General features: G+C 55.0%; 10 protein-coding genes. 5 read left to right on the top strand and 5 right to left on the bottom strand.

Annotated elements, in window-relative coordinates:
• Nucleotides 1–22: 22 nt before the first annotated feature.
• Entirely contained in the window at nt 23–625 is a 603-nt protein-coding gene (locus K239x_RS17520; protein WP_145422419.1) for a LamG domain-containing protein, read from the top strand.
• A gap of 3 nt (nt 626–628) precedes the next feature.
• Here K239x_RS17520 and ilvE read toward each other — a convergent pair whose 3' ends face one another.
• The 4 genes from ilvE to bioA all read right to left on the bottom strand — a co-directional run bounded on the left by ilvE (nt 629) and on the right by bioA (nt 5,134).
• Nucleotides 629–1,663, bottom strand: a complete 1,035-nt coding sequence (ilvE, locus tag K239x_RS17525; protein ID WP_145419518.1) for a branched-chain-amino-acid transaminase — start codon at nt 1,661–1,663, stop codon at nt 629–631.
• Nucleotides 1,664–1,856: 193 nt separating this feature from the next.
• Nucleotides 1,857–3,023, bottom strand: a complete 1,167-nt coding sequence (locus K239x_RS17530; protein ID WP_145419519.1) for a 5-(carboxyamino)imidazole ribonucleotide synthase — start codon at nt 3,021–3,023, stop codon at nt 1,857–1,859.
• Between the two features lie 48 nt (nt 3,024–3,071).
• Nucleotides 3,072–3,587 carry a 5-(carboxyamino)imidazole ribonucleotide mutase gene (gene purE, locus K239x_RS17535; protein WP_419189096.1) on the bottom strand — a complete coding sequence of 172 codons (516 nt, stop codon included), beginning with the start codon at nt 3,585–3,587 and terminating at the stop codon, nt 3,072–3,074.
• Between the two features lie 155 nt (nt 3,588–3,742).
• Nucleotides 3,743–5,134, bottom strand: a complete 1,392-nt coding sequence (bioA, locus tag K239x_RS17540; protein ID WP_145419520.1) for an adenosylmethionine--8-amino-7-oxononanoate transaminase — start codon at nt 5,132–5,134, stop codon at nt 3,743–3,745.
• Between the two features lie 164 nt (nt 5,135–5,298).
• On the opposite strand from bioA, the gene ruvB reads away from it, so the two are divergent.
• From ruvB to K239x_RS17555, 3 genes are all read left to right on the top strand, one after another.
• The gene (gene ruvB, locus K239x_RS17545) at nt 5,299–6,273 is read left to right on the top strand and encodes a Holliday junction branch migration DNA helicase RuvB (RefSeq protein WP_419190097.1); all 975 of its coding nucleotides are present in this window, start codon (nt 5,299–5,301) and stop codon (nt 6,271–6,273) included.
• A gap of 207 nt (nt 6,274–6,480) precedes the next feature.
• Nucleotides 6,481–7,563 (top strand): tRNA preQ1(34) S-adenosylmethionine ribosyltransferase-isomerase QueA, encoded by a 1,083-nt coding sequence (queA, locus tag K239x_RS17550; RefSeq protein ID WP_145419522.1) that lies wholly within the window; start codon nt 6,481–6,483, stop codon nt 7,561–7,563.
• Nucleotides 7,564–7,744: 181 nt separating this feature from the next.
• Nucleotides 7,745–8,446 carry a hypothetical protein gene (locus K239x_RS17555; protein WP_145419523.1) on the top strand — a complete coding sequence of 234 codons (702 nt, stop codon included), beginning with the start codon at nt 7,745–7,747 and terminating at the stop codon, nt 8,444–8,446.
• A 386-nt stretch (nt 8,447–8,832) separates the two neighbouring features.
• Here K239x_RS17555 and K239x_RS17560 read toward each other — a convergent pair whose 3' ends face one another.
• Nucleotides 8,833–11,364 (bottom strand): alpha/beta hydrolase-fold protein, encoded by a 2,532-nt coding sequence (locus tag K239x_RS17560; RefSeq protein ID WP_419189097.1) that lies wholly within the window; start codon nt 11,362–11,364, stop codon nt 8,833–8,835.
• 272 nt (nt 11,365–11,636) lie between these two features.
• Between K239x_RS17560 and K239x_RS17565 the strand changes: the two genes are divergently transcribed.
• Entirely contained in the window at nt 11,637–12,764 is a 1,128-nt protein-coding gene (locus K239x_RS17565) for a DUF5658 family protein (RefSeq protein ID WP_145419525.1), read from the top strand.
• Nucleotides 12,765–12,799 lie beyond the last annotated feature (35 nt).

Below are 12,799 nucleotides of genomic sequence, written 5' to 3' on the forward strand. Positions count from 1 at the left end.
TGTTTTCGTGCTCGCGTCGGCGATGCCTTTGGTAGCCGATCAACCCGGCAAAGCGATTTTCCAAGATGATTTTGAAAACGGCACGGACCGTTGGGAAATGCTTGACCCGATGACTTGGAAACTAGCCGAACGCGACGGCAACAAAACGATTGAGATTACCGAGCGATCCAGCAAGTACAAACCGCCGGTTCGTAGCCCGGGCCACGTCGCCTTGATCAAAGATATTGCCGCGAGCAGTTTTGAAATTACATTTCGCGTTCGGAGCACCAAAGACACGGGCAACCACCGTGACTGTTGCGTGTTTTTTAACTACATCGACGACCAGCACTTTTACTATGTGCACTTGGGCGCCAAGCCGGATCCGCACAGCGGGCAGATCATGATCGTCAACGAAGCTCCGCGGAAAGCCATGACCACGAACGAGCGGCTAACACCTTGGGACGACGAATGGCATGACGTCAAAGTCAGCCGCGATGTCGATTCCGGCGAGATTCGCGTCTACTTTGACGACATGCAGAAACCACACATGCTGGTCACAGACAAAACCTTCAACAAAGGCCGAATTGGAATTGGTTCGTTCGACGATCTGAATGAATTTGATGATGTCGTGGTTAGGACGCTCTGAGCGCTAGGTCAGTTTCTTGATCCAACCGTGGCCGTTCGCCTCGGTGCCTCGCTGAACGCTAACCAGTGCCTTACGCAGTCGCTGCGTATTGGGGCCGGTTTCGCCGCCGGACAACGTGTATTCTTTTTCGTTATGGATCATCGTGCCAACGCCGGCCAATACGGCGGCGGTCCCCGACAACGCTGCTTCGCCGTGCTGCGTCCATTTCAATAGATCATCGACGCAGAAATCTTTTTCTTGGATCTCGTAACCAAGATCTCGTCCGATCTGCAGCACAGAGTCTCGTGTAACGCCGTGCAAAAAACTGTCGCAAAGCGGTTTGGTGATGATCGTTTTATCGTCGATCAGCACAAAGTTCGACGCGCCGGTTTCCTGCACATCCGAATCAGGGCAAAACAATATCTGGTCCGTCCCCCATTTGTCGCGGGCGTCCAGCGTGATCCCTAGCGCCGACGCGTAGTTGGCTCCCGTTTTGACTTTGCCGAATTGGCTGGTCGTGCGAGCCGATTCCTGAATCAACAATCGCAGCGCACGATCTCCTGCTGCAAAATAGTCACCGACGGGCGATGCCATTACGTACAGAACAGCGGACTCGCTTGGCCTGGCTGCTGCGCCGATGTTGGTGTCTGTCCCAAGCAAAATTGGACGCAGATACAGCGTGCCTGGTGCGGGCGGAATGTCGGCCATCGCGTCCATGACTGTCGCGACCAACATCTCCATCAATTCGTCGCGATCGGGGATGGGAAGCCGCAGCACGGCCGCACTTTGTTGCATACGTTGGATGTGCCGGTCCGGACGAAACAACGCGATCGAATCGTCGTCCCAACGGTACGCCTTGAGACCTTCAAAACAGGAACTGCCATAATGCAAACAGTGCGCGCCGGGGTGGAGCCGAAAATCATTCATCGGAATCAATCCACCCGATTTCCAGCCGCCATCTTCAAAACGAGAGATCGCGATTCTGTCCGCCAAGACGCTGCCAAAGGGACTTAACTGCGGAAGATCCTCGGCTGTGTAACGCCAACTTTTTGAATTCATCACGGACTCGAATGGGAACTGGCTAGCTTGTCTTGCTCTACTGGCTAAAAAGACAGCTTCACTGCACGTTAGTTCGCACAAAAAATGCATCCATCCCAAACGCCGCCGCAAAGCCGCCGATGAATATAGCCGAGCAGCCAGCCCTGGCGTAGTCCCGCATCACTTGAATCCAAGCTCACACGGCTCCAAGCGTCTAACTTTTCGCCAGAGCATTGCGTGCCATTTCGACGCGGCGTTTGGCTTCGCCCACTGTGTCAGCGGTGGCTGTCAGGTGTCCCATCTTGCGACCTTTCTTTGCCGTTTGCTTGCCATACAAGTGCAAATGCACACCGGGGACCGACAACGCGGCATTCCAATCGGGCGACACACCGTCGTCGCCCCACAAGTCGCCCAGCAGATTTGCCATCGCAGCGCCACCACCAATCAAATCCGTGCTGCCCAGATTCAAACCGCAAACCGCACGCACTTGTTGTTGAAACTGACTGACCTCCATCGCTTCGATGGACAGATGCCCCGAATTATGAGGCCGGGGAGCGACTTCATTGACCATCAAAACACCGTCATCCAGCACAAACATTTCGACACATATCAGCCCCACGACGTCCAAGGTTTGGGCGACCGACACGGCCACTTCCAACGCTCGCTTTTCCAACTCCGGTGACACGTTAGCGGGAACAGTGGTGACATCTAAAATGTGATTGCAGTGATCGTTTTCGAAGACCGGAAAACACTTCGTCCGTCCGTCCACCGTACGAGCCACCACGACGGACACTTCGCGGTCAAATTCGATGCACTTTTCGACGATCCAAGAATCAGCCGATTCCCAAGGCACCGACGCGGCATCGGACTGCGTCGATACACGCTGCTGTCCTTTGCCGTCGTAACCACTGCGAGCCGTTTTGACGATCACCGGCCAGCCCAGGGTTTGCGAAGCGGCGATCAGCGAATCCGCATCACTGACTTCTGCAAACGGAGTGACGGGGACGGAAGCGTCGCGAAGCGTAGTTTTTTCGATCAACCGATCTTGCGCCGTCGCCAAGACGTTGGCACTGGGGTAAGTCGGTGCAAACTCGCTGCACTTGGCAATCATCTCCGCCGAAAGATTCTCGAACTCAAGTGTGATAACGTCGCATTGTTTTGCGAATCGCGTCACAGCGTCCGCGTTATCCAAACGACCAAAGACGCAGCGATGTGCCACCTGTGCAGCAGGTTCATTTTCGGCCGCACAGAACACCACGACTTCGTACCCCATCGAAGCGGCCGCGATTGCGAACATCCGTCCTAGCTGTCCGCCACCGACCATTCCGATCGTTGCGGGCGGGAGAATGACGTGATCGGCTGAAACTTTCGGATTAGACATGTTGAGTTGATTCGTTAGTTGGAGAGGCGATGGCGCCGCGTTTGCGTTTTATTCCAAGTCGGCGGAATCAAGCACATCTTGCGTTTGCTTCTGGACAAACGCATCAAGCCGCTGGGCAAGTTGATCATCGGCAAGCGACAGGATCCGTGCAGCGAAGATGCCCGCGTTTTTGGCGCCTGATTTGCCAATTGACATGGTCGCCACCGGGATACCACCGGGCATCTGGGCGATCGACAACAGAGAATCCAACCCCTGCAGTGCTCGGCTCTGAACAGGCACGCCGATCACAGGCAGGTTGGTCTCCGACGCGACCATGCCCGGCAAATGAGCCGCGCCGCCGGCACCGGCAATCACTACTTTCAAGCCACGGCCGGCCGCTGATCCTGCGTAATCGACCATCCGCTGCGGCGTCCGGTGTGCGGACACGACGTGTTTTTCGAACGGAATGTCCAACGCCTGCAGTATCTCGCAAGCCGCTTGCATCGTTTCCCAATCACTACGCGAACCCATGATGACTCCCACCAGAGCATCAGTCGTTTCAAAGGCAGATTGCGACATAGACATTACGGAAATCAAGGAAGGAATTGGCTCGCATTTTTTAAGCCAGGAGCAGTGAATTGGCCAGACGGTGTGGCGTCGGCCCGCTGAAACTCAATCAAACTTGCAACCAGCACGCGTGCAGTAGGCGGCTCGATGCGCGATTGCGTACGCTGCGAAAATCAAGTCTTCGATGCGACCGACGGCTTGCCCAAAACCGCTTCGATCGATTGGGCAACCACATCTGCCAAATCATCCAGCTCTTGATCGCTGGCGACCAATGGCGGCATCACGATGACAACATCACTGAGCGGGCGGATCCAAACACCGCGATCAATCGCCGCTTGGCAAACTTGGTGACCGATGGCATCGGCAGAATCGAACGGCTGTTTTGTGTCTCGATCGGCCACCAATTCGATTCCGATCATCAGGCCGCGTCCGCGAATACTTCCTACGTTTGCATGGTCGGCAACCTGATCAGCGATGCGACTTCGCAAACGTGTCGCTTTAGCATCGGCTGCGTCAACCAAACCATCTTGCTCAATCAAATCGATGGACGCCAAAGCCGCCGCAGCTGCCAGCGGGTTTCCGCCGAACGTGTGCCCATGAAAAAACTGCTTCAACTCTGACAACTCGCCCAAGAAAGCTTCGTATAGATGCGGCCGCGCCAACGTAGCCGCCATCGGCAAGTATCCGCCGGTGAGGCCTTTGCCCAGACACAGGATGTCCGGCGTGACGGATTCGTGTTCGCACGCAAACAGTTTGCCAGTGCGTCCAAACCCCGTTGCCACTTCGTCGCAGATCAGCAGCACATTGTACTGATCGCAAAGCTGGCGAATCTTTTGCAACAGCCCCACGGGATGGGTGATCATGCCAGCAGCACCTTGCACCAGCGGCTCCATTACTAGTGCGGCGAGCGACTGGTGGTGCTCCTGCAGCAGCGTTTCAATTTCGCCGGCGTAGAAATCACAAGCCTGTTCAGCATCGATGGTGTCGGGCAGGCGATAGGTGCAAGGACGCGGACCGCGAATGGGCGAAAAAAGGATCGGGGCAAAGAGCTGATGAAAGTACTTGATGCCTCCCAGCGAAACGGCCCCGGTCGTGTCACCATGGTACGCTTGGCTGAGCGCTAAGAAACTGTTTTTTTGCGGCTGGGGGTCATCGCACTGCTGCCAATACTGAAACGCCATCTTCAGTGCCGCTTCGACCGCCGACGAACCATCGCAGCTGAAAAACACGTGCGACAAGTCACCGGGACTGATGTCGACCAACCGTTCGGCCAGACGATCTGTTGTCGCCGCCGACATGCCCAGCGAAGTAACGTGGGCGACACGATGAAGTTGATCGACGATGGCTTCGTTGATCACGGGGTGATTGTGTCCGTGCACATTGCACCACAGACTGGAAACTCCATCGAACAGTTTGCGACCATCGGTCGTGTGCAACCAGCAACCTTCGGCACGCTCGATCGCCAACGGCTGGTAGCTGGCCATCTGCGTGAAACCATGCCAGTGAGCCTCTGCGGCGACGGTAGGCGAGTCGATCGCCTGCGAAAAACGGGGTTCTTGGGTCATTGGCAGAGTCGTCAAATCGTTATTTTGCGGTTCGCTTGGCGGGGAAAACACGTTAAGTTAAAAGGCTTCTCATTTGAACCTGCCGCAATCAAATTCGGAGTGGCCCACGGATGGCACGCGAAGCAGTTTACCAACAAACCGATCCCGAGACCGCCACCGAAGCGATGATGCCTCAAGAACAAGATGGTTCTTTGCGCCCGCGTCGAATGGACGAAATGGTCGGCCAGCGCGATGTCATCGAACGGCTCAAAATCGCGATTGATGCTGCGCAAGGTCGTGGCGAACCGCTCGGCCACATCTTGTTCGATGGCCCACCGGGACTTGGCAAGACGACGTTCGCGACCGTGATCCCCACGGAAATGGGTTCGCACGTCCACATGGCCAACGGTGCTGGACTGAAAGCTCCCAAGGACTTGTTGCCGTACCTGACCAATTTGGCCGAAGGCGACGTGCTGTTCATCGACGAAATCCACCGCGTCCCCAAAGCCGTCGAAGAGTACTTGTACACGGCGATGGAAGATTACCGAATCGACATCGTGCTTGGTGACGGCGTCAGCGCTCGAACGTTGAACTACGAACTGCGCCCGTTCACTTTGATCGGCGCGACGACTCGCGCCGGAATGCTAAGCGCTCCTCTGAGAGATCGGTTTCAAATCCGTGAGCACTTGGGTTGGTATACCGAAGCGGAGTTGTGCGAAATCGTTCGACGCAACAGCATCAAACTGAAAGTTCCGATCGACGACCCCGCCGCCAATGTCATCGCGGGACGCAGCCGACGGACGCCACGACTTGCCAACAACCGACTGCTCTGGGTGCGTGACTACGTGCAAGCCAAAGCCGACGGCACCGTCAATGCCAAGACAGCCACCGCAGCATTGGACATGATCGGCATCGACCCATTGGGCTTGGACAAACAAGATCGCGGCTACTTGGATACGCTGATCCGCATCTTCGTCGGCGGGCCAACTGGTCTGGAAGCCATCGCGCATACGATGAACGTCAGCAGTGATACGCTGGAAGACGAAGTGGAACCATTCTTGTTACGCAGCGAGCTAATCGTGCGAACACGTCGAGGCCGAATCGCAACCGTGAAAGCCTACAACCACATGAAGCTTCCACCGCCCGAAGCCAGCGCCTAATTCGTTAGCCGCTCGAATTATTGGTTAGCCGCTCCCGCTAGCCACGGGCATCTATCCAGAGTTCGCTTTCATTCTCTCTCCACTCCCCCTGCTTCTCGCTGCTGCCTCGACGCAGTCGCTATCCAACCAGCCCGCATCTGCGTAGGGCCCGTGGCTAGTGCCAGCAGCTAACAAAATCCACCGACGCAATCTTCAAGACATACCCGCATGAGCGAAATCGAACTCTACGACTACGACCTGCCTCGCGAACTGATCGCCCAACAACCAATGGCCACTCGCAGCGATGCGCGGCTGATGCTTGTTGATCGCTCCACGGGAGCAATCGACCACCGCTATGTTCGCGATTTGCCCGAATTGCTTGATCCGGCAGACGTTCTGGTAATGAACAACTCTGCCGTGGTGCCCGCCCGACTGATCGGCTACCGCACCAAAACCAAAGGTCGCTGGCAAGGCCTGTTCCTAAAAGCCGACGAATCCACCGGCATTTGGGAAGTCCTGACCAAGACACGCGGCACATTGACGCCCGGCGAATCGATCACGATCCAGGATCGCAATGGCGTCGAAGGAATGCACTTGATCGTGGTTGCCCGGACCGATGATGGCCACTTGCTTGTGACTCCAACGATGCCATCGAAATTCGATGACACCGATTCCTTCCAAGCTGCCGCTGATTGGCTGGAACGGTTCGGACGCATTCCGATCCCGCCCTACATTCGCAACGGCCACATGGTCGATGCCGACGTCGAAAACTACCAAACCGTTTTTGCCGACCCGCGTGGCAGCGTCGCTGCGCCCACCGCTGGCTTGCACTTTACAGACAAACTGCTGCAAGAAATCCGCGCCAAAGAAACCGCTACTGCCGAAGTCACTTTGCACGTCGGCATTGGTACGTTTAGGCCGATTGCGACGGAGTCGCTTAGCGAACATCAGATGCACACCGAATGGGGACAAGTCGACGCGGCAACGTGCAAAACGATCAACGAGCGCCGTCAAAACGGAGGCCGCTGCGTCTGTGTCGGCACCACCAGCGTCCGAGTCTTAGAAAGTGCCGCCGCCAACAATGCCGGCGACCTAAAACCCTGGACGGGTGAAACCGACATCTTCATCAAACCGCCCCACCAATTCGCCGTGGTCGACGCATTGATGACCAATTTTCATCTGCCGCGTAGTTCACTGCTTGTCTTGGTCAGCGCTCTGGCAACGCGTGAGCTAGCCATGGCAGCCTACAAAGCCGCCGTGGCCGAGGAGTACCGGTTCTACAGCTACGGCGACGCGATGTTGATCGTTTAGCTCCACAATTGCCACCGGGAGCCCCGCCAGTGATTTCACGCAAAGCAGGGTCTCAATATTTGTGAAAGCAGATACAAGACAGCGAAAGAGCGTCGAAACTGTCGGCCCAGTTGACAGGGCAAGGCGACACACCGGCTGACCAACCGACTTTTCGGCCCCCTCTACGAATGCGAATCGATTTATGAATCTCAAAGTCGTACCGACACTGATTGCCGTTCTTTCTGCGGTATTCATCCCCGCCATCGCCTTGGCCGACGAAGTCGTTCCCAGGTCGATCGCGATCAAAGGCGAGCAACTATTTGCTGACGATTTCCAGCGAGACGATTTGGGTCAGTGGAAAGTAATCATCCCCGGCTTTCGAGTGACAGACGGTGTTTTGGTGGCCACGCAAGACAAAGAGGACCACGGTTCGGTAGGCCGGGTCTACTTGCCGATGAAAGACGTTGTGATCAGCTTCCGTTTCAAACTGGCTGGTTCTCCGCGATTCAACCTTGTCCTAGACGACAAAAACTTCAAGGGCTCTCACGCCGGACACATCTGCCGCGTCGCCTATGCCGCTCGCCAAATTCGCTTGGGAGATGACAAAGAAGGCATCATGCGAAACGACATCTTCAAGATGCGCAGAGATCCTGCTCAAAAAGAAGCTGCCGACAAGTTAATCGCTGACAGAGGGTCGATCGCGAAAGTCAATTTGCAACAGAATCGCTGGTACACCACCACGGTCGAAATCAAAGACGATCAAATGCGAGTCAGCCTGGATGGCAAGCCGATCGGCTATCTGAAATCACCGGGCCTGGCTCATGCGACCAAAGAAAGCTTGCACTTCACCGTCAACGGAAACGCAACGCATTTCGACGATGTGAAAGTATGGAAAGCGAAGTAGCCAACTAATTACCCGACAATATTCTTGTCGGCCCGGTTTTCATTTCGCGAGCCCCGCGATGTGCCGCCGAGCCACTCCGCTGATTGCCGTTGGCTGCGTTGTCACGTTCGCATCTAAATCGTCCGCGCACGATTCCGAAGTCAAACATCCGGTCAAAACAAGAACTTTTGTACTGGATGCGACTGACGACAACGCCACCGAATTCATCATCGGTACGCGGGAACAGGAAAGAGCACGCTCTGTGACGCGTCATGCGAACGCTCCGGCGACGAAGCGTTCACAATTCCAGCACGAACTTGGTAATCCGATTCGCAAAGCAGTCCACCTGCCTGCGGCTCGGGTGGCGATTGGCAAAAATGCTCCTACGTCGGTCGCAGCATTGCGATCTAGCGTTTGGGTTTCTGAACCGTCAACTTTCGACGATAGATTCTCTTTCCGTGTGCGATAAACAGCGTGCTGTGATCACGCCCAGCCAACATGCAAGTTGTCAGCGGTTGGTCAGCATTGACTTTGGGAAGCACGCCACACGGTCGCCCCGTTGGATCAAAAATCTGAACTCCCAAATCACTCGTGATGTAGTAGCGTCCGACTTTGTCGACCGCCATCCCGTCGCCACGTGAGGACTTGACATAAGGCGGCGGCTGATTGAAATCAAACTTGCCTTTGTCGTCGATTCGCAAACGCATGGGCATGGTCGGCATTTTGGCGTCCAGCGTCGCTCCATGATTGACACGAAACGTCCAAGTGTGTGAACCCCCGTGATCAGAAACCGCCAGTGTGCCTCCGTCATTGGACAGCGCAATTCCGTTTGGCTTTGCGATGCCAGTATCAACCGCAGTGACTTTTCCGGTAGCCGGATCGATTCGCGTGACTTGCTTGGCACCGGTTTCGGTGATCAAGATCATCCCGTCAGCCGTGACCGCTAAATCATTTGGCTTGACCCCCGTTGTGATTGGCTTGACGTCACCGGTCGCAATGTCAATCGAAATGACGCGATTCTGCTTTCCTTGGCATGCGTACAGCAATTTGCCGTCCGGGCTCAGCTCCAATCCACTGACGGATTGCTTTGCGATTTCTCGCTGGCTCCCGTCCTGGACACTCAGACAAATGATCGAAGACGATCGCATGTCACAAAAATACAAATTGCCTTCTTTGTCCGCACAAAGCCCATCGGCAAAACCCAAGTTGTCCGCGGCAATCTCCCAACTCTCCCCCGGGATCAACAAGTTCAACAACGTCAGGTCACCGCCCAAGTCACCGCTGGTATCGATTACCGGCGTGGGAGTTTCTTTTCTCCAAAGCCACTTCATTGCGTCGGGAAATTTGGAACTGCCAAAGTCCGCATTGTGCGCGTAGCCTTCCTCCCAATCGAATCGTGTGTCGTAGCCCATGTATTTCAGCGACGAAGCCATGCGCTGATTCGCCCAAGCCCAGCTGCCAAACGCATTGTCCACGTCACCGCTTGTATCGGCCATGTAAACACGGATTGGTTTGGGTTCGGTTTTACGCACTAGCGACGGGTAGGCATCGCCGCCTCGGATGTTCGTGAAGCTGCCGACGTTTGAATAGACTTTTCGAAACTGATCGGTCCGTTCCCACGCAGTCGTAAACGCACAAATAGCACCCGAACTGGAACCGCCGATGGCCCGCATCGATGGATCGTCCGAGATTGAATAACGCTTCTTCACTTCTGGCAAAATTTCTTCCAACAAGAATCGACTGTAGCGATCTCCCAGGCTGTCGTATTCAAAACTCCGATTGGATTGGCGTCCCTTCCTTTGCGGTTTCGACAGGTCATTGCCGGGATTCAAAAACACGGCAATCGTCGGCGGCATGTCACCGCGAGCGATCAAGTTGTCGAACACCGTTGGTACGCGCCAGCGACCGTTGAGGTTTCTCATTCGCTCGCCATCCTGAAACACCATCAACGCAGCCGGTTCGTCCGCTCTGTACTGGGCAGGAACATAGACTGCCCATTGACGAGTCGTACCTGGAAAGATCTTTGACGACCACGGTTCCATTTCTTCGACCGTGCCTTGGGGGACGTCGTCGCGAACGATCGCGTCAGGATGCGGCTCCCACTTGGGCTTTGTGTTGACGACAGGAAGATTCGTCGATTCTGCGTTGTCATCCCAAATCCATTTCAGCGCGGTTGGCAATTCTTCACCGCCCCATTTGCTGCTGTGCCCACCGTCGGTCATCGTCAATTTGTAGGTGTAACCGGCGTACTGCAATGCTGCCGCTAAATCTTGGTTGCCCAGCGGCCAGTTGCCGTGCAGATTATTCAAGTCGTCGCGGCCGTCTTGCAGATAGACCTTGATCGCCTTCGGATCGTCTTTGGTCTTTCGTACCAGCCCGGGATAAGCCCAGCCGCCGCGGATGTTTGTAAAGCTACCGATGTGACTGACGACCTTGCCGAACTGTTCTGGTTTTTCCCAAGCCACCGTGAACGCACAAATGCCGCTGGATGAAATACCACACACCGCTCGGTCAGCCGGATCCGACGATACGTTGATTCCTTTGAGCGCGACTGGCAGAAGTTCGTCAATCAGAAAGTTCGCATACCTGTCCCCCAGCGAATCGAATTCAAACGAACGGTTGCTGCGAGTCGTTGCCCCGTCAATCTTCGCCGCGATGGTACCTGGATTGACAAACACCGCGACGGTAACCGGAATCGCTTCTTGATCAATCAAGTTGTCCAGCACCACAGGAACACGAAACGCTCCGTTCTTTTTTAAGTAGCCACGCCCATCCATAAATACCATCAGATTGGCAGGCGTATCCGTTTTGTATTGATCGGGAATGTAAACGCTGTACTCGCGCCGCGTTCCCGGATAGACGCTGCTTTGATCGAACACGCCCGAAGTGATATTGCCTTGGGGAACTCCTTTACGCACCTCACCAACTGAGTTTTGCACGGAGCCTTCCTGGCAAATCCCTTGTTCGCAAAAGAGAAACAAAATTCCAACAGACGTAAGCAAGAGTTTTTCTAGATTCATATTTCCTAATCACTTCAAAAGACTGAGGTTGATTGCAAGCTTTCCGGTGGGCGTCGGCAAATAGGGCCAACGCACGATTGCGATGCAATCTTATATCATCGGCATTCTTGATTGGGGCCGAAACCTCTGACGAAGTCCGGCGTTCAAACGATGGGGCATCGTTCATTTACATTGACGCAGGAATCTACCGGATGGATCTTAAATCCGTACCGTCAACGCTGATCTACTGGATGGGAATTAGCGTTTGCATCGCGTTCACAGCGAGTGCTGCTTGGGCACAACCTGCAACGCCAATGGGAACATCCGAAGGATATCTGTTTATTGACGGGCACTACATTTTGCCTCCGTATTCAATTCAGATCACCAAAGATTCACTGACTGTGAATGACCGAACGTTTACACCCGAATTCTTCGGAGCAGCCGTCGATGAAGAGGAATTGCGTGGAGCAATACGAGCGGAAAACGGCGATCGCAACAAGCGATTGGAAATGCGAGACCGCATCAGAAAAGGGGAGGGATTGCGCCGTGGCGATGGCGGCAACTGGGGCAACGGCTCGTTTCGCGGTGCCAGAGAACGCCGCGGCACATCACCCTACGGCCGAGCTTCTCAACTGATTGGCGAATGCCAGATTGGAGCGATCGTCGTCGTGTTTGAAAACACCCTTCCAGCAGTCTTCTATCCGAACTACGGAGGCGACCTGCTTCTGGAGACGCTATCTGGCATTGCTGACCAAGAAGAGCAAGCACTTAAGAAGATCGCCCCAAAAGATCACGCGACGGCGCAGCGCTTGCTCAGCGAATTTTCACGCAGCGAAGAGTTTATTACCCGCGTCAAAGCACAACACGAACAACAAGCCGCCCTGGGAGACGCCGCCGATCGTACGACGGCGGCGAATCTACTGGTGGCTCGCATCTCCTATCCCATGACAGTCCTGGCAATGGTGTTCGTCGTCCTCGGGTTTGGACACTTGCTATCGAATCGGCCGATGCAAAGCGAAGAGTCGGCACTTTCAACAGCCAACCGAACCGTGATGATCAAATCGCTCTCGATCATCGCGCTGTTATCGATCGTCGATTTGGTATGGACCATCGCCGGCGCAAACTCCGGCACCATGCGAGAACTCAATCCTCTGGGCAGCCACTTCATCCATGATCCAACCAGCCTGATTTTCTTCAAACTGATTGTCACCGGCACTGCACTGGGCATCCTGTACGCACTGCGACAAAAACCAATTGCCCACGTCGCGTCATGGTGGTGCTGCCTTCTGCTAACGCTGCTGACCGCGCGTTGGGTCGTCTTTCAATCGATGTTTGTTTGACCCACCACCGTTTTGTTCGCACGAACGGTTTTTCA

The sequence above is a fragment of the Stieleria marina genome, assembly GCA_007741555.1.
Lineage (GTDB): Bacteria > Planctomycetota > Planctomycetia > Pirellulales > Pirellulaceae > K23-9.

Bases quoted from the DNA above. Each gene is read 5' to 3' on its own strand.
- K239x_RS17530 (WP_145419519.1), bottom strand. From the start codon at position 3,023: ATGTCTAATCCGAAAGTTTCAGCCGATCACGTCATTCTCCCGCCCGCA.
- ruvB (WP_419190097.1), top strand. From the start codon at position 5,299: ATGATGCCTCAAGAACAAGATGGTTCTTTGCGCCCGCGTCGAATGGAC.
- K239x_RS17520 (WP_145422419.1), top strand. From the start codon at position 23: ATGCCTTTGGTAGCCGATCAACCCGGCAAAGCGATTTTCCAAGATGAT.
- purE (WP_419189096.1), bottom strand. From the start codon at position 3,587: ATGTCTATGTCGCAATCTGCCTTTGAAACGACTGATGCTCTGGTGGGA.
- bioA (WP_145419520.1), bottom strand. From the start codon at position 5,134: ATGACCCAAGAACCCCGTTTTTCGCAGGCGATCGACTCGCCTACCGTC.
- K239x_RS17555 (WP_145419523.1), top strand. From the start codon at position 7,745: ATGAATCTCAAAGTCGTACCGACACTGATTGCCGTTCTTTCTGCGGTA.
- K239x_RS17565 (WP_145419525.1), top strand. From the start codon at position 11,637: ATGGATCTTAAATCCGTACCGTCAACGCTGATCTACTGGATGGGAATT.
- ilvE (WP_145419518.1), bottom strand. From the start codon at position 1,663: ATGAATTCAAAAAGTTGGCGTTACACAGCCGAGGATCTTCCGCAGTTA.
- queA (WP_145419522.1), top strand. From the start codon at position 6,481: ATGAGCGAAATCGAACTCTACGACTACGACCTGCCTCGCGAACTGATC.